Source organism: Achromobacter sp. NFACC18-2 (genome assembly GCF_900108985.1).
In the GTDB taxonomy this organism is placed as follows: domain Bacteria; phylum Pseudomonadota; class Gammaproteobacteria; order Burkholderiales; family Burkholderiaceae_B; genus Achromobacter.
In genome coordinates this window covers 159,642-185,274 of the sequence record NZ_FNYM01000010.1, presented here as the reverse complement: position 1 = coordinate 185,274, position 25,633 = coordinate 159,642, and the positions used below count along the sequence as shown (strand labels likewise).

The 25,633-nt window shown below is 67.1% G+C and carries 17 protein-coding genes and 2 riboswitches; of the genes, 10 read left to right on the top strand and 7 right to left on the bottom strand.

Translation table 11 applies throughout. The features are described from left to right. Positions 1–133 precede the first annotated feature (133 nt). The 10 genes from BMW75_RS17050 to BMW75_RS17005 all read left to right on the top strand — a co-directional run bounded on the left by BMW75_RS17050 (position 134) and on the right by BMW75_RS17005 (position 15,194). Positions 134–1,459, top strand: coding sequence for an omega-aminotransferase AptA (locus BMW75_RS17050; protein WP_076516802.1), 1,326 nt, complete (start codon positions 134–136; stop codon positions 1,457–1,459). Positions 1,460–1,565: 106 nt separating this feature from the next. Then, positions 1,566–3,059, top strand: coding sequence for a CoA-acylating methylmalonate-semialdehyde dehydrogenase (locus BMW75_RS17045; RefSeq protein WP_092581069.1), 1,494 nt, complete (start codon positions 1,566–1,568; stop codon positions 3,057–3,059). A 213-nt stretch (positions 3,060–3,272) separates the two neighbouring features. Continuing rightward, positions 3,273–4,784, top strand: a complete 1,512-nt coding sequence (locus tag BMW75_RS17040; protein ID WP_076516806.1) for a M81 family metallopeptidase — start codon at positions 3,273–3,275, stop codon at positions 4,782–4,784. Between the two features lie 81 nt (positions 4,785–4,865). Then, positions 4,866–6,431, top strand: coding sequence for an ABC transporter substrate-binding protein (locus tag BMW75_RS17035; protein ID WP_076516808.1), 1,566 nt, complete (start codon positions 4,866–4,868; stop codon positions 6,429–6,431). Positions 6,432–6,508: 77 nt separating this feature from the next. Beyond that, positions 6,509–7,450, top strand: a complete 942-nt coding sequence (locus BMW75_RS17030) for an ABC transporter permease (protein ID WP_076516810.1) — start codon at positions 6,509–6,511, stop codon at positions 7,448–7,450. A 10-nt stretch (positions 7,451–7,460) separates the two neighbouring features. Then, a complete protein-coding gene (locus BMW75_RS17025; protein WP_092581150.1) occupies positions 7,461–8,366 on the top strand; it encodes an ABC transporter permease in 906 nt (301 codons plus the stop codon). A 5-nt stretch (positions 8,367–8,371) separates the two neighbouring features. Beyond that, entirely contained in the window at positions 8,372–10,069 is a 1,698-nt protein-coding gene (locus BMW75_RS17020) for an ABC transporter ATP-binding protein (protein ID WP_092581067.1), read from the top strand. A gap of 26 nt (positions 10,070–10,095) precedes the next feature. Beyond that, on the top strand, positions 10,096–11,505 hold the full coding sequence (locus tag BMW75_RS17015) for an amidase (protein ID WP_092581065.1): 1,410 nt from the start codon (positions 10,096–10,098) through the stop codon (positions 11,503–11,505). A gap of 29 nt (positions 11,506–11,534) precedes the next feature. Further along, positions 11,535–13,010 (top strand): M81 family metallopeptidase, encoded by a 1,476-nt coding sequence (locus BMW75_RS17010; RefSeq protein ID WP_092581063.1) that lies wholly within the window; start codon positions 11,535–11,537, stop codon positions 13,008–13,010. Positions 13,011–13,238: 228 nt separating this feature from the next. Then, positions 13,239–15,194 (top strand): DUF945 family protein, encoded by a 1,956-nt coding sequence (locus BMW75_RS17005; protein ID WP_092581061.1) that lies wholly within the window; start codon positions 13,239–13,241, stop codon positions 15,192–15,194. 123 nt (positions 15,195–15,317) lie between these two features. Here the strand turns inward: BMW75_RS17005 and gcvP are convergent, their stop codons facing one another. The 7 genes from gcvP to BMW75_RS16970 form a co-directional block, all read right to left on the bottom strand. Next, entirely contained in the window at positions 15,318–18,191 is a 2,874-nt protein-coding gene (gene gcvP / locus BMW75_RS17000; RefSeq protein WP_092581059.1) for an aminomethyl-transferring glycine dehydrogenase, read from the bottom strand. Between the two features lie 102 nt (positions 18,192–18,293). Further along, complete coding sequence (gcvH, locus tag BMW75_RS16995; RefSeq protein ID WP_076516823.1) at positions 18,294–18,671, bottom strand: glycine cleavage system protein GcvH; 378 nt, start codon at positions 18,669–18,671, stop codon at positions 18,294–18,296. Positions 18,672–18,770: 99 nt separating this feature from the next. Next, the gene (gene gcvT, locus BMW75_RS16990) at positions 18,771–19,871 is read right to left on the bottom strand and encodes a glycine cleavage system aminomethyltransferase GcvT (protein ID WP_092581057.1); all 1,101 of its coding nucleotides are present in this window, start codon (positions 19,869–19,871) and stop codon (positions 18,771–18,773) included. Between the two features lie 85 nt (positions 19,872–19,956). Continuing rightward, positions 19,957–20,080: riboswitch (glycine riboswitch) on the bottom strand. 44 nt (positions 20,081–20,124) lie between these two features. Next, a riboswitch (glycine riboswitch) is annotated at positions 20,125–20,226 on the bottom strand. A gap of 96 nt (positions 20,227–20,322) precedes the next feature. Continuing rightward, positions 20,323–21,216, bottom strand: a complete 894-nt coding sequence (locus tag BMW75_RS16985; RefSeq protein WP_092581055.1) for a ZIP family metal transporter — start codon at positions 21,214–21,216, stop codon at positions 20,323–20,325. 30 nt (positions 21,217–21,246) lie between these two features. Next, positions 21,247–21,861 (bottom strand): superoxide dismutase, encoded by a 615-nt coding sequence (locus tag BMW75_RS16980; protein WP_092581053.1) that lies wholly within the window; start codon positions 21,859–21,861, stop codon positions 21,247–21,249. A 118-nt stretch (positions 21,862–21,979) separates the two neighbouring features. Then, positions 21,980–23,182 carry a BaiN/RdsA family NAD(P)/FAD-dependent oxidoreductase gene (locus BMW75_RS16975; RefSeq protein WP_092581051.1) on the bottom strand — a complete coding sequence of 401 codons (1,203 nt, stop codon included), beginning with the start codon at positions 23,180–23,182 and terminating at the stop codon, positions 21,980–21,982. A 23-nt stretch (positions 23,183–23,205) separates the two neighbouring features. Continuing rightward, on the bottom strand, positions 23,206–25,467 hold the full coding sequence (locus tag BMW75_RS16970; RefSeq protein WP_092581049.1) for an arginine/lysine/ornithine decarboxylase: 2,262 nt from the start codon (positions 25,465–25,467) through the stop codon (positions 23,206–23,208). Between the last annotated feature and the right edge of the window lie 166 nt (positions 25,468–25,633).

Sequence of the window (25,633 nt, the reverse complement as noted above, 5' to 3'; positions counted from 1 at the left end):
TGTAACTATACAGTTAGCGCCAAATGCGCGGATTGTATATTTTCATTCGCGGCGGGACGTTCCAGAATCGTCCGAATCCCGCTGCCTGCGCGCGTTTCGCGGCGGCCGCGGTTGTCCCTCTTCCGGAGTCACCATGAACGCCCCCGCCCAGTTGCCCGACCTGTCCCATCTCTGGATGCCTTTCACGGCCAACAAGCAGTTCAAGGCCCAGCCGCGCATGCTGGCCAAGGCCAAAGGCATGTACTACACGTCCACCGATGGGCGCCAGATCCTGGACGGCACCGCCGGCCTGTGGTGCGTGAACGCCGGGCACGGCCGCGAGGAAATCGTCGAGGCGATCGCCCGCCAGGCCGGCGTCATGGATTACGCGCCGGGCTTCCAGCTTGGCCACCCGCTCGCCTTCGAGGCCGCCACCGCCGTCGCGGGCCTGATGCCGCAGGGCCTGGACCGCGTGTTCTTCACGAACTCCGGCTCCGAATCCGTGGACACCACGCTGAAGATCGCCCTGGCCTACCACCGCGCGCGCGGCGAAGGCCAGCGCACCCGCCTGATCGGGCGCGAGCGCGGCTACCACGGCGTGGGTTTTGGCGGCATCTCGGTGGGCGGCATTTCGGCCAACCGCAAGACCTTCTCGGGCGCCTTGCTGCCCGCCGTGGACCACCTGCCCCACACCCATAACCTGGAACACAACGCCTACTCGAAGGGCCAGCCCGCCTGGGGCGCCCACCTGGCCGACGAGCTGGAACGCATCATCGCCCTGCACGACCCCTCGACCATCGCCGCCGTGATCGTCGAGCCCATGGCCGGCTCCACGGGTGTGCTGATCCCGCCCAAGGGCTACCTCGAAAAGCTGCGCGAAATCACCGCCAAGCACGGCATCCTGCTGATTTTCGATGAGGTCATCACCGCCTACGGCCGCCTGGGCGCCGCCACGGCTTCCGAGTTCTTCGGCGTGACGCCGGACATCATCGCCATGGCCAAGGGCGTGAGCAACGCCGCCGTCCCGGCCGGCGCGGTCGCGGTCAAGCGCGAGGTGCATGACGCCATCGTCAACGGACCGGCGGGCGGCATCGAGTTCTTCCACGGCTATACCTATTCGGCGCACCCCCTGGCGGCCGCCGCCATCCTGGCCACCCTGGACATCTATCGCCGCGAAGACCTGTTCGGCCGCGCGCGCAAGCTGTCCGGCGCTTTCCAAGACGCGGCCCACGGCCTGAAGGGCGCGCCGCACGTCATCGACGTGCGCAACCTGGGCCTGGTGTCCGGCATAGAACTGGCCCCGCGCGAGGGCGCCCCCGGCGCACGCGCCGCCGAAGTCTTCCAGCGCTGCTTCGACAGCGGCCTGATGGTGCGCTATACCGGCGATATCATCGCCGTCTCGCCCCCGCTCATCATCGACGAAGCCCAGATCGGCCAGATCTTCGAGCAGATCGGCAAGATCCTGAAAGAGGTTGCCTGAGTATTCCCCAGCCGCGCGCCCGCCCAGGGCGCCAGTTCCGCAGACGGGCGGCCCGCGCGGCCGCCCACCGCATTCTTGACGAATTCCCGCATCGAGCCTTACACCCATGAAGAAGATTTCCCATTTCATCAACGGCCAACCCTACGAGGGCGGCAGCAGCCGCTACGCCGACGGCTTCAATCCGGCCACCGGCGAGATCTGCTCGGCGATCCCCCTGGCCTCCAACGACGACGTGGCGCTGGCCGTGGCCGCCGCCAAGGCGGCCTTCCCCGCCTGGTCCGAGACGCCCGCGCTCAAGCGCGCCCGCATCCTCTTCAACTTCAAGGCGCTGCTGGACAAGCACCAGGACGAACTGGCCGAGCTGATCACCCGTGAACACGGCAAGGTGTTTTCGGACGCCAAGGGCGAAGTGATGCGCGGCATCGAGATCGTCGAATTCGCCTGCGGCATTCCGCAACTGCTCAAGGGCCAGTATTCCGACCAGATCGGCGGCGGCATCGACAACTGGAGCATGCGCCAGGCGCTGGGCGTGGTGGCCGGCATCACGCCGTTCAACTTCCCGATGATGGTGCCGTGCTGGATGTTCCCCGTCGCCATCGCCTGCGGCAACACCTTTGTCCTCAAGCCGTCCGAACGCGATCCCTCCGCCTCCGTGCGCCTGGCCGAACTGCTGGCCGAAGCGGGCCTGCCCGCCGGCGTCTTCAACGTGGTGCATGGCGACAAGCTCGCCGTGGACGCGCTGATTTCGCACCCGGACGTCGAGGCGTTGTCCTTCGTCGGTTCCACGCCCATCGCGGAGTACATCTACGCCGAAGGCACCAAGCGCGGCAAGCGCGTGCAGGCGCTGGGTGGCGCCAAGAACCATCTCGTGGTCATGCCCGACGCCGACCTGGACCAGGTGACCGACGCGCTGATGGGCGCGGCCTACGGTTCCGCGGGCGAACGCTGCATGGCCATCTCGGTGGCCGTGGCGGTGGGCGACGTGGCCGACAAGGTCGTCGAACGCCTCACGCCGCGCGTCAAGGCGCTGGTGGTCAAGGACGGCATGCAGGCCGACGCCGAAATGGGCCCGCTGGTGACCGCGCAGCATCGCAAGAAGGTGATGGGCTACATCGAGGACGGCATCGCCAGCGGCGCCGACCTCGTGGTCGATGGCCGCGACCTGACGGTGCCCGGCAACGAGAAGGGCTTCTTCCTGGGCGGCACGCTGTTCGACAACGTGAAGCCCGCGATGAACATCTACCGCGAAGAGATCTTCGGACCGGTGCTGTGCATCGTGCGCGTGCCGGACTTCGCCAGCGCGGTGGAGCTGATCAACGCGCATGAGTTCGGCAACGGCGTCGCATGCTTCACCTCCGACGGCGGCGTGGCGCGCGCCTTCGCCCGCCAGATCAAGGTGGGCATGGTGGGCATCAACGTGCCCATCCCCGTGCCCATGGCCTGGCATTCGTTCGGCGGCTGGAAGCGCTCGCTGTTCGGCGACCACCACGCGTATGGCGAGGAAGGCATCCGCTTCTATTCCCGCTACAAGAGCGTGATGCAGCGCTGGCCGGACAGCATCGCCAAGGGCGCCGAATTCACGATGCCTGTGGCGAAATAAGGCCCCCCCCGAGGCGCGTAGCGCCTCCCCCCAGGGGGCGTCGCAGCGGACCGGCGGAGCCCGGATCCGCGCGACCGCGCTTGGGGAAGTATTGCCAGATTGTGGCGCCTTGCCTCGCATGCGATGCGGATGGCTATGTAGCGCCATGAAGCACTGACACTGGCGCGGCGAATGCCGCGCTTTCCGAACATCAGTACGACAAGGGGAAACCTGATGCGCATCGGGATCGGCGGCTTTCAGCATGAGACCAATACGTTCGCGCCGTCGCGCGCGGCGTGGGAGGATTTTGCGGACAAGGGTGGGGGGTGGCCGAAGCTGGTCAGCGGACCCGCGATGTTCGAGGCGGTGGCGGGGGCGAACATTCCGGTGGCGGGCTTCATCGAGGCCATGGGGCAGCATGCGCTGATACCCACGACGTGGGCCGCCGCGAGCCCCTCCGGCCACGTTACCCGCGATGCGTTCGAACGCATCAGCGCGATGATCCTGCAGGGCCTGTCGCAGGCGCTGCCGCTGGACGGCGTCTATCTGGACCTGCACGGCGCCATGGTCACCGAGCACCTGGACGACGGCGAAGGAGAGCTCCTCAAACGCGTGCGCGAACTGGTCGGTCCGGACGTGCCGGTCGTGGCCAGCCTGGACCTGCACGCCAACGTGACCCGCGCCATGGTGCGCCATGCCGACGCGCTGGTCTGCTATCGCACCTATCCCCACATCGACATGGCCGAGACCGGGCAGCGCGCCGCCGGCCTGCTGGCGCAGCGCCTTGCCGGCGTGCCGCGCCATTATGTGGCCCTGCGCAGCCTGCCCTTCCTGATTTCCCTGTGCTGGCAGTCCACCGATATCGAGCCGGCGCGCAGCCTGTACCAGCGGGTGGGCGACATGGAAGCGCGCGGCGCGGCAAGCGTGTCTTTTGCGACCGGTTTTCCGGCCGCGGACTTTCCCGAATGCGCGCCCACGGTCTGGGCCTACGGCGCAACGCAGGCCGACGCCGACGCCGCCGCCGACGAGATGGCGCGCGCGGTGCTCAATGCGGAGCAGGACTTCGGCGGCAGGCTCTACACGCCGGACGAAGCCGTGCAGGAAGCGCTGCGGCTCGCCCGCGGCGCCAACAAGCCGGTGGTGATTGCCGACGCGCAGGACAACCCCGGCGCGGGCGGCAGTTCCGACACCACCGGCCTGCTGCGCGCGTTGATCCGCCACGACGCGCGCGATACCGCCATCGGCCTGATCGTGGACCCCGCCGCCGCGCTGGCCGCGCACCGCGCCGGCGAAGGCAACACGCTGCGGATTGCACTGGGTGGACATTCGGGTATTCCCGACGACGCCCCCCTGGACGCCGAATTCATCGTCGAGAAAACGTCCGACGGACGCTTCGATACGCATGGCGCGTTCTATCGCGGCTTTCACATGGACCTGGGCGCCAGCGCCTGCCTGCGCATCGGCGGCGTGCGCATCATCGTCGCCTCCAACAAGGTGCAGATGGCCGATCAGGAAATGTTCCGCTTCGCGGGCGTGGAACCCACGCGCGCGGCGATCCTGGTGGTCAAGAGTTCGGCGCATTTTCGCGCCGATTTCACCGCCATCGCGCACACGATCCTGGTCTGCGCCGCCCCCGGCTCCATGCTGATGGATGCGGCAAAACAACCATGGACACGGTTGCGTCCCGGTATCAGAATGGCGCCTTGCGGACCGGTATTCGACGGCCGGGCCGCAGCGACAGCCTGACCCTCGCGCGCCGCCGTTGCGCGGCGCGTCAACGACGTAGCGGCCCATCGCGCCGCTCACTACGCTTCAAGGGGAAATTACATGCTCAAGTTTGTCCGAGCGGCCGCATTGGCCGGCGTCACTCTCGCGATGGCTCACGGCGCCTACGCCGAGACCGTCATCAAGACGGTGATGCACTCGCCTCTGCGCCTGACCGATCCGCACGCCACCACCGCCTACATCACGACGTGGCACGGCTACATGATCTACGACACCTTGCTGGCCACCGATGCCGACAACAAGGTGCAGCCGCAGATGCTTGAGAAGTGGGAGGTCTCGCCCGACGGCAAGACCTACACCATGACGCTGCGCCCCGGCCAGAAGTGGCACGACGGCCAGCCGGTGACGGCCGAGGACTGCGTCGCGTCGATCAAGCGCTGGGCCGCGGGCGACGGCATGGGCCGCACGCTGCTCAAGTTCACCGACAAGATCGAAGTCATCGACGACAAGAGCTTTCGCATCGTCATGAAGGAACCCACGGACCTGGCGCTGCGCGCCCTGTCCAAGCCCACCGGCACCGCGCCGTTCATGATGCCCAAGCGCATCGCCGAACAGCCCATCGGCAAGCCCATCACCGACATGACCGGTTCGGGTCCGTTCAAGATCGCCGAATTCAAGCCGGGCGTGAAGACCGTCTACGTCAAGAACACCGACTACGTGCCGCGCAAGGAACCCGTCAGCGGCCTGGCCGGCGGCAAGGTCGTCAACGTGGACAAGGTCGAGTGGGACGTCATGCCCGACGCGCTGACCACCGCCAACGCGCTGCTCGGCGGCGAGATCGACTTCGTCGAGCAGTTCCCGTATGACCTGTTGCCGATGATCGAAGGCAACAAGGATCTGAAGGAAGAGTCGCTCAGCCCGGTCGGCTACTTCACGATGTACCGCTTCAACTTCAAGTACCCGCCCTTCGACAACAAGAAGATCCGCCAGGCCGCCATGTACGCGATCGGCCAGGAAGACGTGATGAAGGCGCTGGTGGGCAATCCCAAGTACTGGAAGACCTGCGCTTCGCTGTGGGGCTGCGGCACGCCGCTGGAAAGCGATATCGGCAAGGAAATGGTCGTTCCGTCGAACATCGAGAAGGCCAAGGCGCTGCTCAAGGAAGCGGGCTACGACAACACGCCCATCCTGGTCATGCACGCCACCGACGTCGGCACGCTGTCGGCGCAACCGGTCGTGATGGCCGCGGCGCTGCGCAAGGCCGGCTTCAACGTCAACCTGGCGGCGATGGACTGGCAGAGCGTGGCCACCCGCCGCGCCTCGAAGGCCGCGCCCGCCGAAGGCGGCTGGAACGTCCACAACACCAACTGGTACGCCACCGACGTGATGGATCCGGTGCGCTCGGCCCCGGCCGCGGCCAACGGCGACAACGCCTGGTTCGGCTGGCCCGACTTCCCGCAGATCGAAGAACTGCGCACGAAGATGGCGCTCACCGCCGACCCGGCCGAACAGAAGAAGATCGCCGACGAAGTGCAGCGCATCGGCATCGACGAAGGCCTGTACGTGCCGCTGGGCCAGATGTCCGTGCCCACCGTCTATTCGACCAAGCTGTCGGGCCTGGTGCACGCGCCGGTCTTTGCATTCTGGAACGTCAAAAAGGCCCCTTGAAGGGGCAGGGGCCCGCGCGCGGCTTGCGGTAGCGCGCGCGGGCCCTCTTAGATCTCATAGAGATCAGGGGGAATTACATGCTGGCATTTGTCTCACGCCGGCTCCTCGCGACCATCCCCGTACTGGTGATGGTCGCGGTGGTGGTCTTTGCGATATTGCGTTTCAGCCCCGGGGATCCGGCCATCATCATGGCGGGCGACGGCGCCACGCCCGAGCGTATCGTCCAGATACGGCAGACGATGGGCCTGGACCAGCCGGTGGTCAAACAATTCTTCATCTGGGGCGGCAGGCTCCTGCAGGGCGACCTGGGCACCTCGCTCATGTCCGGCGTGCCGGTCACCAAGCTGATCGGACAGCGTCTCGAACCTTCCCTCAGCCTGGCAGTCCTGACGCTGGTGTTCACGCTGATCGTCGCCATTCCGCTGGGCGTTTTGGCCGCCTGGCGCCAGGGCAAGCTCCTGGATCGCGCGGTGATGGGCTTTTCGGTGCTGGGATTCTCGGTGCCGGTGTTCGTCACGGGCTATCTGCTGATCTGGATCTTCGCCATCAAGCTGGGCTGGTTCAACGTGCAGGGCTATACGCCGCTGGAAAAAGGTTTCTGGCCTTTCCTGCACCGGCTCATCCTGCCTTCGCTGGCGCTGTCCACCGTCTACGTGGCGCTGATCGCCCGCATCACGCGCACCAGCGTCATCGAGGTCATGGGCGAGGATTTCATCCGCACGGCCCGTTCCAAGGGCCTGGGCGAAACCGGCGTGCTGCTCGGGCATGCGCTGCGCAATGCCGCCGTGCCCATCGCCACGGTCGTGGGCGTGGGCATCGCGCTGCTGATCAGCGGCGTCGTCGTGACGGAATCGGTATTCAACATCCCCGGCCTCGGCCGGCTGGTGGTGGAAGCCGTGCTGGCGCGCGACTACCCGGTCATCCAGGGCCTGACGCTCTTCTTCGCGTTCGTCTACGTGTTCATCAATCTTGTTGTCGATTGCGCCTATACGGTGTTCGACCCGCGGATCAGGTACTGACACCATGAGCATGCAAACGCCAACCGACGCCGCCGCGCAGGCGGCCGCCGACCTCCCCGGAGGCGGCACTCCCCATGTCACCGCCTGGCGGCAGATCCGCCAGGGGCTCAAGAGCTGGCCCGTCATGCTGGCGCTGGTGGTGCTGACGGCGATCGTCTTGATCGCCCTCTTCGCGCCGCTGCTGGGCACGGTCGACCCCACCCTCCTGAACCCGGGCGCGCGGCTCAAGCAGCCTTTCACCGATTACCTGCTGGGCACCGACGCCTTCGGCCGCGACGTGTGGTCGCGCGTGGCCTACGGCGCGCGCATCTCGCTGATCGCGGGCCTGGGCGCGGCCGTGGTCAGCGTGGTCATCGGACTGGTCATCGGCGTCATCGCCGGCTGGTTCCGGTCGCTGGACGGTCCCATCATGCGCACCATGGACGCCATCATGGCGATTCCCGGCATCCTGCTGGCGATCGCCCTGGTGTCGGTCACCGGCGCCAGCATCACGACCGTGCTCGTGGCCATCACCATTCCGGAAATCCCGCGGGTGGTGCGCCTGGTGCGCGGGCAGATCCTGAGCGTGCGCGGCGAACCCTACGTCGAAGCCGCGCTGGCGCTGGGCACGCCGCTGCCCCTGCTGTTGTGGCGCCACATGGTGCCCAGCACCATCGCGCCGCTGACCGTGCAGGGCACGTACGTGTTTGCGTCCGCCATGCTGACCGAAGCCATCCTGAGCTTCCTGGGCGCGGGCATCCCGCCCGAGATCGCGTCCTGGGGCAACATCATGTCCGAAGGCCGCATGTACTTCCGCATGCTGCCCGGCCTGATCCTGTTCCCCGGACTGTTCCTGTCGCTGACCGTGCTCAGCGTGAACATCCTGGGCGACGCCTTGCGCGACGCGCTGGACCCGAAAATGGTGCGCAGGATCTGATGCCGATGAACTATTCCCCCAATCCCCCCGCGGGCGATACCTCGTCCGCCATCCTGGCCATCCGCAACCTGTCGGTCGAAGTCGCGGGCGCGGGCAACCGCGTCGTGCGCAACCTCAGCCTGGACGTGCACGCCGGCGAAACGGTCTGCGTGGTCGGCGAGTCCGGTTCGGGCAAGTCCGTCACGTCGCTGGCCGTCATGGGCCTGCTGCCGCAAGGCATCCTGCGCATCAGCGCCGGCTCCGTCCGCGTCGAGGGCGAAGACGTCGCCACCGCCACGCAGCGGCGCCTGCGCGAAATGCGGGCCACGCGCATGGCGATGGTCTTCCAGGAGCCCATGACCGCGCTGAACCCCGTGCACACGGTGGGCAAGCAGGTCGACGAAGTGCTGCGCCTGCACCGCAAGGCCATGTCCGCGGCCGAGCGCCGCGCCAAGGTGCTGGACATGTTCCAGTCGGTGCACCTGCCCGACATCGAACGTATCTACGACGCTTATCCGCACCAGCTCTCCGGCGGCCAGCGCCAGCGCATCGTGATCGCGATGGCGCTCATCCTGGAGCCCAGGCTGCTGATCGCCGACGAGCCCACCACGGCCCTGGACGTCACCACCCAGAAGCAGATCCTGTCGCTGATCAAGGAGTTGCAGGTCAAGCACCAGACCGCGGTGCTGTTCATCACCCACGATTTCGGCGTGGTGGCCGAGATCGCCGATCGCATCGTCGTCATGAACCGCGGCGACCTGATCGAAAGCGGGACGCGCCACGAGATCCTGGCCGAACCCAAGCAGTCCTATACGCGCCGCCTGGTGTCCTCGGTGCCCAGCCTGGTGCCCTCGCGCCGCGACGCGCCCGCCGGGGCGCCCGTGCTGCACGTCAAGGGCCTGGGCCGCACGTATGCCGGTAAGAGCTCGATGTTTTCCCGCAAGGCGTCTCAGGGCGTCATCGCCGCCACGGACGTCAACCTGACGCTGCGCAAGGGCGAGATCCTGGGCATCGTCGGCGAATCCGGCTCCGGCAAGTCGACGGTGGCGCGCTGCATCGTGCGGCTCATCGAGCCCACGGCCGGGCACATGATGATGGGCGGCGAAGACCTCAGCACGCTGTCCGGGTCGGCGCTGCGTCCGGTGCGCCGGCGCATCCAGATCGTGTTCCAGGATCCGTACCGCTCGTTGAATCCGCGCCGCACGGTCGGCGAATCCATCATCGAAGGGCTCCTGAACTTTGGCGTGCCGCGCGACCAGGCGCTCAAGCGCGCCGGCGAGACGCTGAGCGTGGTGGGCCTGAGCCCCGACGCCATGCGCCGCTATCCGCACCAGTTCTCGGGCGGCCAGCGCCAGCGCATCTGCATCGCGCGCGCCCTGGTCATGGACCCCGAGATCCTGGTGGCCGACGAGGCCGTCTCGGCGCTGGACGTGTCGGTCCAGGCCCAGGTGCTGGAACTGCTGGAACAGGTGCGCGAGCGCACGGGCGTGGGCGTGCTGTTCATCACGCACGACCTGCGCGTGGCCGCGCAGATCTGCGACACCATCATGGTGATGCAGCGCGGCCAGGTCGTCGAAACGGGCTCGGCCGAAACCGTGCTGACCGAGCCCCGCCATGAATACACGCGGGCCCTGATCGACGCCGCGCCCGGCCGCGACTGGGACTTCCGCAACTTCCGTCCCATCGCGTCCGGCCTGATGCCGGCCGCGTCGCCCGCCTCCTGACAAACTTGCGCACCACTGGAATCGAGATGCCGCAACCGCATGAACTGTCCGCCCATGAACTTCTCCAGGCGTATCGCAGCAAGACCCTCTCGCCCGTGGAGGTCACCCGCTCCGTGCTGGACCACATCGCGCGCTGGGAACCCCGGCTGAAGGCGACCTACGCGCTGGATCCGGAAGGCGCGCTGGCCATGGCCCGCGCGTCCGAGGCCCGCTGGATGAAGGGCGAGCCGCAGACCTGCGGCGGCGTGTCGCTCGACGGCGTGCCCGCCACCATCAAGGAAAACATCGCCACCCGCGGCGTGCCGGTGCCACTGGGCACCGCGGCCACCGACCTGACCCCGGCGGCGGCCGACGCCCCGCCCGCGGCGCGCATGCGCGAGGCGGGCGCCGTGCTGCTCGGCAAGACCACCATGCCCGACTACGGCATGCTGTCGTCCGGGCTGTCCAGCTTCCACGACCTGACGCGCAACCCGTGGGACCTGACCAAGAACCCCGGCGGCTCCAGCGCGGGCGCCGGCGCGGCCGCGGCCGCTGGCTACGGGCCGCTGCACATCGGCACCGACATCGGCGGCTCGGTCCGGCTGCCCGCGGCCTGGTGCGGCATCGCCACCCTCAAGCCCAGCCTGGGACGCATCCCCATCGACCCGCCCTTCATGGGCCGTTGCGCCGGCCCCATGACGCGCACCATCACCGACGCGGCCCTCATGATGGGCGTGCTGTCCCAGCCGGACGCGCGCGACCACATGAGCCTGCCCTACCAGGCGTTCGACTGGCTCGACCTGGAGCAGGACGTGCGCGGCCTGCGCATCGGCCTGCTGCTGGACGCGGGCTGCGGCCTGCCGCTGGATCCGGAAACACGCGAGGCGGTCGAGGCCGCCGCGCGCGCCTTCGAAGCCGCGGGCGCCATCGTCACGCCCATGCAGCCCTGGATGACGCCCGACATGCTGGACGGCGTCGACCGCTTCTGGCGCACCCGCTCGGCCATCGACCTGGCCGCCCTGCCCGACGAGCGCCGCGCCAAGATCCTGCCCTTCATCCGCGCCTGGGCCGAGAGCGGCGCCGGACACAGCGGCGAAGCGGTCTTTCGCAGCTACTACGAGACGCTGAACGTGCGGGCGCGCACCGTCGCGGCCTGCGCGCCGTTCGACTACGTGCTGTCGCCCGTCGCGCCGGTCGTGGCCTACAACGCCGAGTGGCCCTCGCCCACCAACGAGGTCGCCACCACGATGCACCACATCGGCTTCACCCTGCCCTTCAACATGAGCGAGCAGCCCGCCGCCTCGGTCAATTGCGGCTACACCAAGGCGGGCCTGCCGATCGGGCTGCAGATTGCCGGCCCGCGCTTTGACGACCTGGGCGTGCTGCGCATCGCGCGCGCCTGGGAGCGGATGCGCCCCGCGCAGCGCCCCTGGCCCCAGCCGCCCGCGGCAAACTGACTTTCCACGGCAACCCACAGGAACTTCCCATGCGTTGGCTTTTGGCAATGATCAAGCACGAGACGAATACGTTTTCGCCCGTGCCCACCCCGCTCGAGCGCTTCTTTCGCGGCAGTCCCGAGATCCTGGCCGGCGAGCGCGCCATCCGGGCCTATGAAAACACCGATAGCGGCCTGGGCGGCTATATCGAGGTCGCGCGCCGCGAAGGCGCCGAGATGGTGGTGCCGGTGGCGGCGGAATCCTGGCCCAGCGGTCCGGCCAGCGCCGCCACGCACGAGCGGCTGTGCGAGCTGGTCCTGGACGAGGTCAGGCGCGGCGGCTTCGACGCCATCCTGCTGGACCTGCACGGCGCCATGGTCGCCGAGGGCGTGGAGGACGCCGAAGGCGACCTGCTGCGCCGCCTGCGCGAGATCGATCCCACGACGCCGGTGGCCGTGACGCTGGACATGCACGCCAACCTCTACGACGACATCGTCAGCAACGCCACCGTCATCAGCGGCTTTCACACTTATCCGCACGTGGACATCCGCGACGCGGGCGTGCGCGCGGCCAATGTCATCGTCCGCACGCTCAAGGGCGAGATCAGGCCGGTGATGGCCTGGGCCAACCGGCCCATGCTGCCGCACATCATGTGCCAGGGCACGCACGCCGCGCCCAACAAGCCCCTGCAGGAGCGGTGCAAGGAACTGGAGGCGGGCGGCGTGCTGGCCGCCTCGGTCTTCGTGGGCTTTCCGCACGCGGACATCCGCGAGGCGGGCCTGAGCGCCGTGGTCTGTACCGACGGCAATCTCGCCGCCGCCGAACAGCATCGCGACGAACTGCTGGACCGCGCCTGGAACGGCCGCGCCGACTGGGTGTTCCATTCCGAACCGCTGGCGCCCACGATTGCGCGCGCCAAGGCCATCGAACAAGGCCCGGTCGTGCTGCTGGACCACTACGACAACACGGGCTCGGGCGGCACCATGGACACGACGGCCGTGCTGGCCGAAGTGATGCGCCAGGAACTGGACAACGTGGTCTTCTACGCCATCTGCGACCCGCAGGCCGCGCGCGAGGCGGCCGATGCCGGCGTGGGCAGCACCATTACGATCAAGCTGGGCGGCAAGATGGCGATGCCGGCGCTCAGCCAACCCAGCGAACCGCTGGAAGTCACCGGCCGCGTCAAGCTGGTGTTCGACGGCGTTTACCTGAACCGCGGCCCCATGTACCGCGGCGTGCGCAACGACACCGGCCTGACCGTGGTGATCGACACCGGCCGCGTGGAGATCGTGGTCGTGTCGCGCCACCAGGAGCCCTTCGACATCAATTGCCTGCTGTCGGCGGGCATCGACCCGCTGCAAAAGCGCTACGTCGTCCTGAAGAGCCGGATCCACTGGCGCGCGGGCTTTTCGGACATGGCCACCGAAATCATCGAATGCACCGGCGTGGGCGTCACCACCTCCGACTACGGCCAGCTTGAATTCAAGCACGTGCGCCGCCCGATCTATCCGCTCGACCCGCTGTAAAACCAGGCGCTTTGTCGACAAAAAAACCGGCGCGCATGCGCCGGCTTTCATTTTGAAATCTTCGGTAACGGCACGCGCGTTCGGGTAGACACGCGTCTCGGTATACTCCGCCGCGGGCCTTACAGGCCGATGAACACGCGTATTCCGGATGCGTCCGCAGTTGCGGCAGCGGCTCCATGAGCCGCCATCGCCGGATATGACTCGATAATCAACGATACAAGCAGAACGATGAAAAAGAGCGTAGCGATCACCCTCGGCGTGGTCATAGTGGGAGCGGGAAGCTGGGTTGGCGCCACGTGGTACACCGGCAAGCGGATCGAAGCGGACTCGCAGCGCTATCTGGCGCAAGCCAATGAAAAGCTGGCCAAGATCACGCCGTTGTTTGGTCTGCGCATCGATCAGTTGAAATACGAACGCGGCCTGTTTTCGACGCAGGCGCGCTATGGCGTGTCCTTCCTCAAGAACGACAAGAGCCCGAACGACATGCCCCCGGGCATGATCGAGTTCGACGCCAACGTCGAGCACGGCCCCTTCCCCAAGAGCGCCCTGGCGCGCGGCGCCATCGCGCCCAAGCTGGCCTTCATCCACAGCGAGATCGCCAAGACCGACAACGTCGCGCCCGTGTTCGAGCTGACCAAGGGCGTCTCGCCCCTGATGAGCGACGCCATCGTCGGCTACGGCGGCAACGCCACGTCGACCGCCATGATCGCCCCCATCACCGTCACGCATGACGGCAATGCGCTCGATTTCAGCGGCATGAAGGTGGAAGGCACCTTCGACCGCGACACGCAGGCCGTCACCGCGCACGGCGTGATGGACAAGCTGGAAGTCGATGGCACCAAGAGCCACGATCCGGTGAAGATCACCCTGGCCGGCCTGACCCTGGACGTCGACAGCCGCATGGGCAAGTTCGGCATTTCGATGGGCAATTCCGACCTGAAGATCAAGCGCCTGGACGTCCTGCGCCCGACCGAAGACATCAAGTTCTCGCTGGACAACTTCGCCTATGGCGTCAAGCTGTCCGAAGACGACAAGACGATCAACGTGCAGGCCGCTTACAACACCGGCGACATGACCGTGAACGACGTGGCGCTGGGCAGCGGCCAGGCCGTGGTCAAGCTGGCCAAGCTGGACGGTCCGGCCGTCAAGCAACTGTCCGACACCTACAACCAGCTCGTGCGTCAGCTCATGATGGGCGTCAGCGACGAAGGCCTGAAGGACGAACAGTTCGACGTGATTCTGGACAACGCCGGCAAGCTGCTGGCGGGCAATCCGTCGTTCAGCATCGATCCCTTGAGCTGGAAGACGGCCAAGGGCGAGAGCAAGCTGACCTTCTCGCTGGAACTGGCCAACCCGGCCAACGTCAAGGACCTCACCCCGCAGGAAATCGCGGTCCAGGCGATCAAGAAGATCGATGCCTCGCTGGTCATTTCCAAGCCCATGATCCAGGACCTGATGGTGCAGTACGCCATCAAGAAGGAAGGCGCGGCCGCCGACCAGGCCGCCGCCCAGGCCGACGAGCAGATGCGCCAGATGGCCGGCATGGCCGAGATGCTCAACGTGGGCAAGAACGACGGCGACAACATCGTCGGCCGGTTCACCTTTGCCGACGGCGTGGGCGACCTGAACGGCCAGAAGATCCCCGCCGAGGAACTGTTCAGCGGCCTCCTGGGCGCCACCGGCATGGATTCGATGGACGACGACGACGAGCTGTCCGGCCTGGGCATGGACCCGGACGCGGAACCCGCCGTGCCGGCCCCGGCCGTGGGCATGATGCAGGACTTCAACCTGGACGACGTCGCCAGCATGCTGGATGACATGGGCTACACCGTCACGCGCGCCGACGGCACCGACGGTCCCGTGCTGGTCCTGAACCCGGGCACCACCGGCGCCAGCGACCTGCGCCTGGAGTTTCTGTGCAACGACTTCACCGAAAAGTGCCTGGACCTGGTGTTGACCGCCACCTACAGCACCAAGAAGCCGATGACGCTCAAGGCCATCAATGCCTGGAACCAGGAATACCGCTGGTCCCGCGCCTACCTGGATGACAAGAACCAGGCCGTGCTGCAGATGGACATGAACGCGGAAGGCGGACTGGGCAAGGACAACCTGCAGATCCTGCTCAACACCTTCATCAGCATCGCCGAAGACTTCGGCGCCGAGGCCAAGGCGCCGGCGAAGTAATGCGCCGCCGGCCTGATGCCGGCCCCAAGCAGAAAGCCCCCGCCTGTTCAGGTCGGGGGCTTTTTTTCATGCTGACTGCCAAAGGGTCAGACACCCCAAGGGTGTCTGACACCGTCCGCCGAGTTATGCGTAGGCTTCGACCGGCAGGCAGGCGCACACCAGGTTGCGATCGCCGTAGGCGTTGTCCACGCGCGCGACCGGCGGCCAGTACTTGGCGTCGCGCAGCGTCGCCACCGGGTAGGCGGCCTGCTGGCGCGGGTAGTCGTGCAGCCATTCTTCGGCCAGCAGCATCTGGGCGGTGTGGGGCGCGTTCTTCAGGACGTTGTCGTCACGGTCACGTTCGCCGCGCTCGACCTGGGCGATCTCTTCACGGATCGCGATCATCGCGTCGATGAAGCGGTCCAGTTCGGCCACGCCTTCGGATTCGGTCGGCTCGACCATCAGGGTGCCCGCCACCGGGAAGCTCATGGTGGGCGCATGGAAGCCGTAGTCCATCAGGCGCTTGGCGATGTCTTCGGCGCTGATGCCGCTGGTTTCCTTGAGCGGACGCACGTCCAGGATGCACTCGTGCGCCACGCGGCCGTTGCGGCCCGCGTACAGGACCGGATAGTGGTCGCGCAGGCGGGTGGCGATGTAGTTGGCGTTCAGGATCGCGACTTCCGTGGCGCGGCGCAGGCCGTCCGCGCCCATCAGGGCGATGTACACGAACGGGATCGGCAGGATGCCGGCCGAACCGAACGGCGCGGCCGAGACCGGACCGACCTTGGCCTCGCCAGGCAGCTTGCCCTGCTCGTTCACGACGCCCGGCAGGTAAGGCGCCAGGTGCGCGCGCACCGCCACGGGGCCCACGCCGGGGCCGCCGCCGCCGTGCGGAATGCAGAAGGTCTTGTGCAGGTTCAGGTGGGACACGTCCGAGCCGAACTTGCCGGGCTTGGCCACGCCGACCATGGCGTTCATGTTGGCGCCGTCCAGGTATACCTGGCCGCCGGCCTGGTGCACCAGGTCGCAGATTTCAGTGACGGCTTCCTCGAACACGCCGTGCGTGGACGGGTACGTGATCATCAGCGCGGCCAGCTTGTCGCCGACCTGTTCGATCTTGGCGCGCAGGTCCGCGAGGTCCACGTTGCCATTGGCGTCCGACGCCACCACCACCACGTCCATGCCGGCGAGCTGGGCCGAGGCGGGGTTGGTGCCGTGGGCCGACGACGGGATCAGGCAGATGTTGCGCTGGTGCTGGCCGTTGGCCTGGTGGTAGCCGCGGATGGCGAGCAGGCCCGCGTATTCGCCCTGCGCGCCCGAGTTGGGCTGCAGGCTGATGTTGTCGTAGCCGGTGATCTCGCACAGCGCGGCGGACAGGCGGTCGATCAGTTCGGCGTAGCCCTGGCTCTGCGAGGCGGGCGCGAACGGGTGGATCAGCGCGAACTCGGGCCAGGTGATGGGGATCATCTCGGCCGTGGCGTTCAGCTTCATGGTGCACGAACCCAGCGGGATCATCGTGCGATCCAGGGCCAGGTCCTTGTCGGCCAGCTTGCGCAGGTAGCGCAGCATGTCGGTTTCGGACTGGACGCTGGAGAAGACAGGATGCGTCAGGATCGCGCTTTCGCGGGCAACCGAGGCGGGAATGCCGCTGGCGGCGGCGGCGTCGAGCGCGTCGATGTCGAGTTCGACGTCATCGCGCTGCAGGCCGGCGGCGAAGACGTTGACCAGCGCCTGCAGGTCGGCCACGGTGACGGTTTCGTCCAGCGAGACGGCCAGGCGCGCGCCGTCGACGCGGCGCAGGTTGATGTGCGCGCAATCGGCGGCGGTCAGGATGGCGGGCGTCGCGGCGCCCGTTTCCAGCAGCAGCGTGTCGAAGAACGTGTCGTTGACGACCTTGACGTCCAGCTTGATCAGTTCGGCGCGCAGGATGGCGGTGGCGCGCTGCACGCGCTCGGCGATGCGGCGGATGCCGGCCGGGCCGTGCCACACCGCGTACATGCCGGCCATCACGGCCAGCAGCACCTGCGCCGTGCAGATGTTGGAGGTGGCCTTCTCGCGGCGGATGTGCTGCTCTCGGGTCTGCAGCGCCAGGCGCAGCGCCGGGTTGCCCTGCGCGTCCTTGGACACGCCGACCAGGCGGCCGGCCATGTTGCGCTTGAAGGCGTCCTTGCAGGCCATGAAGCCGGCGTGCGGGCCGCCAAAACCGAACGGCACGCCAAAGCGCTGCGCCGAACCGATGGCGATGTCCGCGCCCCATTCGCCCGGGGCGGCCAGGAGGGCCAGCGCCAGCAGGTCGGTCGCGCAGGCGACCACCGCGCCCTGCGCGTGGGCGGCGTCGGCCAGCTTGCGGTAGTCGGAGACGGAACCCGTGCTGTGCGGGTACTGCAGCAGCACGCCGAAGCACTCGGGCAGGCCTTCGGCCTCGTCGCCGATGCGGATCTCGATATCCAGGCCTTCGGCGCGCGTGCGCACGACTTCGATGGTCTGCGGATGCACGTGGCGCGAGATGAAGAACACCGGGCTCTTGGATTTGGCGCTGCGGCGCGCGAGCGTCATGGCTTCGGCGGCGGCGGTGCTTTCGTCCAGCAGCGAGGCGTTGGAAATGTCCAGCCCCGTCAGGTCGGCGACCATGGTCTGGTAGTTCAGCAGGGCTTCCAGGCGGCCCTGCGAGATCTCGGGCTGGTAGGGCGTGTAGGCCGTGTACCAGGCGGGATTTTCAAGAATGTTGCGCAACACCACGTTGGGCGTCTGCGTGCCGTAGTACCCCTGCCCGATGTAGCTGCGGTAGACCTTGTTGCGGCCCGCGACCTGCTTCAGTTCGGCCAGCACGTCGGCTTCGCTGCGCGATTGCGGCAGCGCCAGCGGCTCCTGGCTGCGGATCTTGGGGGGCACGACTTCTTCGATCAGGGCGTCCAGGCTGTCGCTGCCGATCACGGCAAGCATGGCGGCCTGGTCGGCGTCGGAAGGGCCGATGTGGCGGGGGATGAAGTCGGTATGGGTGTCTAGGGCGCGCGACATGGGGAGATCTCGGGGTAGCGGGTGTCGTCGAAGGGACGGACGGTATTGCATCTGGCGCAAGGGGCGCGGCGCCTGCCGGCCCCGCGCCGCCTGCTGGCCGGCTTAGCCGTTGGCGACGGCTTCGTAGCCGGCGGCGTCCAGCAGCTTGTCGGCGTCGGCCGCGTTGTCCGGCTTGATCTTGAAGATCCAGGCGGTGAAGGCCGATTCGTTGATCAGGTTGGGGTTGCTTTCCAGTTCTTCGTTGAAAGCGACGATTTCGCCGGCGACGGGCGCGTAGATGTCCGAGGCGGCCTTGACCGACTCGACCACGCCGGCGGTTTCACCCGCAGCCAGCTTGGCGCCGACGTTCACGTCGCCGACGAAGACCAGATCGCCCAGTTGATCCTGGGCGGTGTCGGTGATGCCGACGACGAACACGTCGCCCTCGGCTTTGACCCATTCATGGGATTCGGTGTACTTGCGATCGGTGGGCAGACTCATGGGAACTCCTGAGGGAATGCGGATAGATGAATGGTGTTGCGCGCCTCGCGCGGACGGCCGCCGCCCAGACCGGGTGGGCGCCCGCGCGAAGCTTCGAGTTTACGAGTGTTCGACGGCTTTGCCGTTACGCACGAAAGGCAGCTTGCACGCCACGGCGGGCACCCACTTGCCGCGGATGTCGACCTCGACCGTGTCGCCGGGCGCCACGCCTTGCGGCAGGCGCGCAAAGCCGATGGACACGCCCAGCGTGGGCGACATGGTGCCGCTGGTGAGTTCGCCCATGCCCTGCGGGGTGCGCACGGCCATGTGCGCGCGCATGACGCCGCGATCCTGCAGCTTCAGGCCGATGAAGGTGGCCGGCTTGGCGAATTGTTCCAGCGCGTCGCGGCCGATGAAGCGGCGCTCGGCGTTCTTGAGCGATACCGTCCAGGTCAGGCCGGCTTCGCCCGGGTGGGTGAGCTCGTCCATGTCCTGGCCGTAGAGATTCATGCCGGCTTCCAGGCGCAGCGTGTCGCGCGCGCCCAGGCCCGCCGGGCGCACGCCCTGGGCGACGAGGTCGCGCCAGAACTGCACCGCGTCGGCGGCGGGCAGGACGATTTCAAAACCGTCCTCGCCGGTGTAGCCCGTGCGGGCGACCAGGGTGTCGTCGCCCACGCGGGCGGCGACGAAGGGGGTGAGGGATTCGCTGGCGGCCTTCCAGGCCGGGCGCGCGGCCCAGACCTTGGCGCGGGCATTGGGGCCCTGCACGGCGACCATGGCGAGGTCGCGGCGCGGCGTGATGGCGACGTCGAACGCGCCGGCCTGCTTGACGCGCTGCATCCAGGCCACGTCCTTGTCCGCGGTGCCGGCGTTGACCACCACGCGCCATTCGTCGACGGCGAAGAAATAGATGATGAGGTCATCGATGACGCCGCCCTGCGGATTGAGCATGCAGCTATACAGCGCCTTGCCCGGCACCGTCAGCTTGGCCACGTCGTTGGCGACCAGGCGCTGCAGGAAGGCGTAGGCGTCGGGCCCGGTCACGTCGACGTTCAGCATGTGCGAGACGTCGAACATGCCGGCGTCCTGGCGCACGGCGTGGTGCTCTTCGAGTTGCGAACCGTAGGCGAGCGGCATGTCCCAGCCGCCGAAATCGACCATGCGGGCGCCGGCCGCGATGTGTTCTTCGGCCAACGGGGTGCGTTTGAGGGGTGCGGACATGCGGGGAACTCCGGGACGGCAGTGATGCCAGGGTTACGGAATGCCGCTGGTTGCGGGCGGATGGCGCCCGCGCAACGGCTGAATCTTCCGCCCCTCTGTCCTTTTGCCTGAGAGTTGCCCCGCGTGGCGGGTTTGCACCTTCGGCGCCTGGGCTGCTCGTCATGTCCCTGATTAGGGCGGCGGTGCCAGGTCTCTCCAGAGTACTGTTTTGCCGCGTCCGCATGGCCGGTTGGGCAACAAATGCGGGACGGGACAAGCCTGCGCGGTATCGGTTACCTGAGCGATTCTGGGCGAATTGCGCCTTCGGCGGCGGCCGGACTGTGTGCCTTCGGCCGCTCTCTCCCGCAACATGCGTGACAGCGGGCAAAGCATACAACGAAAATCCCGGATCAGCCTAGGCCCGCCGGGCGTCTGCGGGCATCTGCGGGGATCTTTCGGGCGCCTCTGCGCCTTATCCCAGGGCCGTGTCCAGCAGCATCATCAGGACAAAACCCAGCATCAGGCCGCAGGTCGCATAGACCTCATGCCCCTTGCGGTGCGATTCTGGAATGATCTCGTGGCTGATGACGAACAGCATCGCGCCGGCCGCGAAACCCAGGCCCCATGGCAGCATCGGCGCCGACCAGCCGACGATGGCCGCGCCCAGCACCGCGCCCACGGGCTCGATCAGCCCCGACAGCATGCCCAGCGCCACGGCGAAGGTGCGCTTGTAGCCGGCGGCCAACAGGGCCACGGCCACCACCAGTCCCTCGGGGATGTCCTGGATCGCAATGCCCGTCGCCAGGGCCGTGCCCCGCACGGGATCGCCGCCAGCGTAGCCCACGCCGATCGCCAGGCCTTCGGGCAGGTTGTGCAGCATGATCGCGAACACGAACAGCCAGGTTCGGCGCAGCCGGTGCGCCTCCATGCCCTCCCTGCCCTTGATGAAATGCTCGTGGGGCAGGATGCGGTCCATGAGCAGCAGCACCGCCGCGCCAAGCAGAACGGCCGCGCCCACCGTCAGGCCCGCCCCCCATGGCCCATAGCCCAGCTCCTCGCCCGCCGCGATGCCCGGCGCCACCAGCGAAAAGGCGCAGGCGGCCAGCATCACGCCGGCCCCGAAGCCGAACATGCTGTCCTGCGCCTTTTGCGGAATGGTGCGGGCAAAAAGAATGGGCAGCGTGCCCAGCCCGGTCGCCGCGGCCGCGACCAGGCCGCCCAGCAGGGCGTCGGCCACGTGCGGCGCGCGCACGTCCAAAAAGACCCAGAGTTGGTACAGGGCCAGGCAGGACACCATGACGGCCAGCGTCCAGACGCTGATGCTGGTGGCCGCCGGCCGAACACGATGACGGCTGAAGGTATTCATATGCCGCTGCGCTCCTTGCGGGAGAGGCGCTCAGCCCTTCGCCGCCACATAGCGGCGCGACACTTCGGGCCAGTTCACCACGTTGTAGAAAGCGCCGATGTATTCCGGCCGGCGGTTCTGGTACTTCAGATAGTAAGCGTGTTCCCAGACATCCAGGCCCAGGATGGGCGTGTTTCCATCCATCAAGGGGCTGTCCTGGTTGGCGCTGCTCTCGACCACCAGCTTGCCGGCCGGCGTCACGCTCAGCCAGGCCCAACCGCTGCCAAAGCGCGTCAGCGCCGCCTTGGTGAAGGCTTCCTTGAAGGCGGGCAGCCCGCCCAGTTCCGCTTCGATGGCCGCCGCAAGGGCCCCATCCGGCTCGCCGCCGCCCTGCGGCGACATGACGGACCAGAACAGGCTGTGGTTGGCATGGCCGCCGCCATGGTTGCGCACGGCGCCGCGCACGGCATCCGGCAGTTCCTTGATGCGGGCGACCAGGGCTTCGACCGGCTCGTCCGTGGCGATGCCGGCGCCTTCCAGGGCGGTGTTCAGGCCGTTGACGTAGGTCTGGTGATGCTTGGTGTAGTGGATCTCCATCGTCATTGCGTCGATGTGAGGTTCCAGCGCGTCATAGGCGTACGGCAGGGGCGGTAGGGTGTAGGCCATGCGAATCTCCGGCTGATCCATCCCCATGGGGACAGACTTGATAAAGATCAAAACCTAAATGATATGTATTTTTATTTAATATCACAATGCCGGATTGGGCAGAAAAGCGCCCGGCGGCCTACAGCGCCTGGCCGCAGGCCACGCCCGAGGCCCAGGCCCACTGGAAGTTGTAGCCGCCCAGCCAGCCGGTAACGTCGACGGCCTCGCCGATGAAATACAGGCCCGGTGCGGCCTTGGCCTGCATGGACTTCTGGTCCAGGCCGCGCGTGTCCACGCCGCCCCGCATGACCTCGGCCTTTTTGTAGCCCGCCGTGCCGCTGGGCACGAGCGTCCACTGATGGATGTCCTGCGCCAGCGCGCGCAGCGTCTTGTCGGGCGCGTCCGCCAGGCGCAGCGCCGCCAGTCCCGGCTTGCCCGCCTGTTCGGCCAGGTGCAGCCAGCGGTCGGCCAGGCGCTTGGGCCACAGCCCGCCCAGCACCGTATGAAGCTGCTGGCGGTTGCCGGACTTGGACGCCAGCAGTTCCTGCGCCAGGTCGCGGCCCGGCGCCAGGTCGATGACGATGGGCTCGCCCGGCTTCCAGTAGCTGGAGATCTGCAGGATGGCCGGCCCGGACAGCCCGCGGTGGGTAAACAGCAGGTCTTCCAGGAATTCGCCGCGCGCCTTGCCCTGCCCCGTCTGCAGGTTCACTTCCAGCGCCACGCCGGACAGCTCGGACAGCGGCTGCCATTGGACGGGGTCGAAGGTCAGCGGGACGAGCGCGGGCCGCGGCTCCACGACCTTCAGGCCGAACTGGCGGGCGATCTTCAGCCCGAAATCGGTGGCGCCCAACTGGGGAATCGCCATGCCGCCGGTCGCGATGACCAGCTTGGCGGCGCGGATGACGCCCTGGCTGGTGCGCAGTTCAAAGCCGGCCTCGCCCTGCGCGATCTCGGCCACCGAACAGCCCATGCGCCATTGCACATTGCCCGCGTCGCACTCGGCGCGCAGCATGTCGATGATGTTTTCGCTGGAGTCGTCGCAGAACAGCTGGCCGCGATGCTTCTCGTGCCAGGCGATGCGGTGGCGCTTGACCAGCCCCAGGAAGTCCTGCGGCGTGTAGGCCGACAGCGCCGACCGGCAGAAATGCGGGTTCTCGGAAAGAAAGTTGGCGGGCCCGGCCCCGATGTTCGTGAAGTTGCAGCGCCCGCCGCCGGAGATGCGGATCTTCTCGGCCAGACGCTGCGCGTGGTCGACCAGCACCACGCGCAGGCCGCGCTGGCCGGCGACCGCCGCGCACATCATTCCCGCGGCGCCGGCGCCGAGTACTGCGACATCGAACATCAAGATTCCAGGTCCGCCCGTGCTTACTCTTCGATCAGGCAGTCGACGTAGTAACGCTTTTCGCCGTCCGGTCCCACTTCGTCGGCCAGGCCGTGGATGTAGGTTTCAAAGCCGGGGAAGCGTTCGTTGAACTCGCGCGCGAACTGCAGGTATTGCACGATGGTGCGGTTGAAGCGCTCGCCCGGAATCAGCAGCGGGATGCCCGGCGGGTAAGGCGTCAGCAGCACGCCCGTGACGCGGCCTTCCAGCTTGTCGATGTCGACGCGCTCGACCTCGCGGTGCGCCATGCGGGCAAACGCGTCCGACGGCTTGAGCGCGGGCACCATGTCGCTGAGATACATCTCGGTCGTCAGGCGGGCGACGTCGCGCTCGCGGTAGGCCTCGTGGATCTGCTGGCAGAGGTCGCGCAGGCCCATGCGCTCGTAGCGGCGATGGTCGCGACAGAACTCCGGCAGGATGCGCCACAGCGGCTGGTTGCGGTCGTAGTCGTCCTTGAACTGCTGCAGGGCGGTCAGCAGCGTGTTCCAGCGGCCCTTGGTGATGCCGATGGTGAACAGAATGAAGAACGAGTACAGGCCCGTCTTCTCGACCACCACGCCGTGCTCGGTCAGGTACTTGGAGACCAGGGCGGCGGGAATGCCGGTTTCACCGAAGCTGCCCGACATGTCCAGCCCCGGCGTGATGACCGTGGCCTTGATCGGGTCCAGCATGTTGAAGCCTTCGGCCATCTCGCCGAAGCCGTGCCAGTGGTCGTTGGCTTCCAGGATCCACTCGTCGCGGTTGCCGATGCCTTCGGACACCAGCCGGTTCGGGCCCCAGACCTTGAACCACCAGTCGTTCTTGCCGAATTCGGATTCCACCTTGCGCATGGCGCGGCGGAAATCCAGGGCTTCGCGGATGCTTTCCTCGACCAGCGCGGTGCCGCCCGGCGGCTCCATCATGGCCGCGGCCACGTCGCAGGACGCGATGATCGCGTACTGGGGCGACGTGGACGTGTGCATCAGGTACGCCTCGTTGAAGACGTTGCGGTCCAGCTTGCGGGTCTCGGACTCCTGCACGATGATCTGCGAGGCCTGCGAGATGCCGGCCAGCAGCTTGTGCGTGGAGTGCGTCGCAAACACCATGGCGTCCTGGCTGCGCGGGCGGTCCTGCCCGATGGCGTGCATGTCCTGGTAGAACTCGTGGAACGACGCGTGCGGCAGCCAGGCCTCGTCGAAGTGCAGCGTGTCGACATAGCTGCCCAGCTGCTTCTTGATCATTTCGACGTTGTAGATGACGCCGTCGTACGTGCTCTGCGTCAGCGTCAGGATGCGCGGATTCTTGTTGACCGCTTCGCGCGCGAAGGGGTTGGCCTCGATCTTCTTGCGGATGTTGTCGGGATGGAATTCTTCCAGCGGGATCGGCCCGATGATGCCCAGGTGGTTGCGCGTGGGACGCAGGAACACCGGGATCGCGCCCGTCATCGTGATGGCGTGCAGAATCGACTTGTGGCAGTTGCGGTCCACCACCACCACGTCGCCCGCGGCGACGTTGGCGTGCCACACGACCTTGTTCGAGGTCGACGTGCCGTTGGTCACGAAGAAGCAATGGTCCGCGTGGAAGATGCGCGCGGCGTTCAGTTCGGATTCGGCGACCGGGCCGGTGTGGTCCAGCAGCTGGCCCAGTTCGTCCACCGCGTTGCAGACGTCGGCGCGCAACATGTTTTCACCGAAGAACTGGTGGAACATCCGGCCGACCGGGCTCTTCAGGAACGCCACGCCGCCCGAGTGGCCCGGGCAGTGCCAGGAATACGAGCCGTCCTGCGCGTACTTCACCAGCTCGCGGAAGAACGGCGGCGGCAGGCTGTCGACGTAGCTGCGCGCTTCGCGGATGATGTGGCGCGCCACGAATTCCGGCGTGTCCTCGAACATGTGGATGAACCCGTGCAGCTCGCGCAGGATGTCGTTCGGAATGTGTTCCGAGGTGCGGGTCTCGCCGTACAGGTAGATGGGGATGTCGGCGTTGCGAAAACGCAGCTCGCCGATGAAGGCGCGCAGGTTCTTGATCGCGCTGGCCACGTCCTCGGGCGAGTCCACGTCGAACTCTTCATCGTCGATCGACAGGATGAAGGCGCTGGCGCGGCTTTGCTGCTGCGCGAACGAGCTCAGGTCGCCGTAACTGGTCACCCCGATCACCTCGACGCCCTCGGCCTCGATTGCGGCGGACAAGGCACGGATACCCAAACCGGACGCGTTCTCGGAACGGTAGTCCTCGTCGATGATGAAGATGGGGAAGCGGAATTTCATGCAGGCGCTCCTGGGGCAAGGCGAATCGGACGCGTATCGCGGCGCGAATGTACTGCTAGTAAAAACCCGTCCGATGACAGACGGCGCGAGCACCCGCCGGGTGGCGGGAATTGCGGAATTGTAGGGCTGTTTTTCTTACAGCCCTACGGGAAATCCCCAGAAGGCG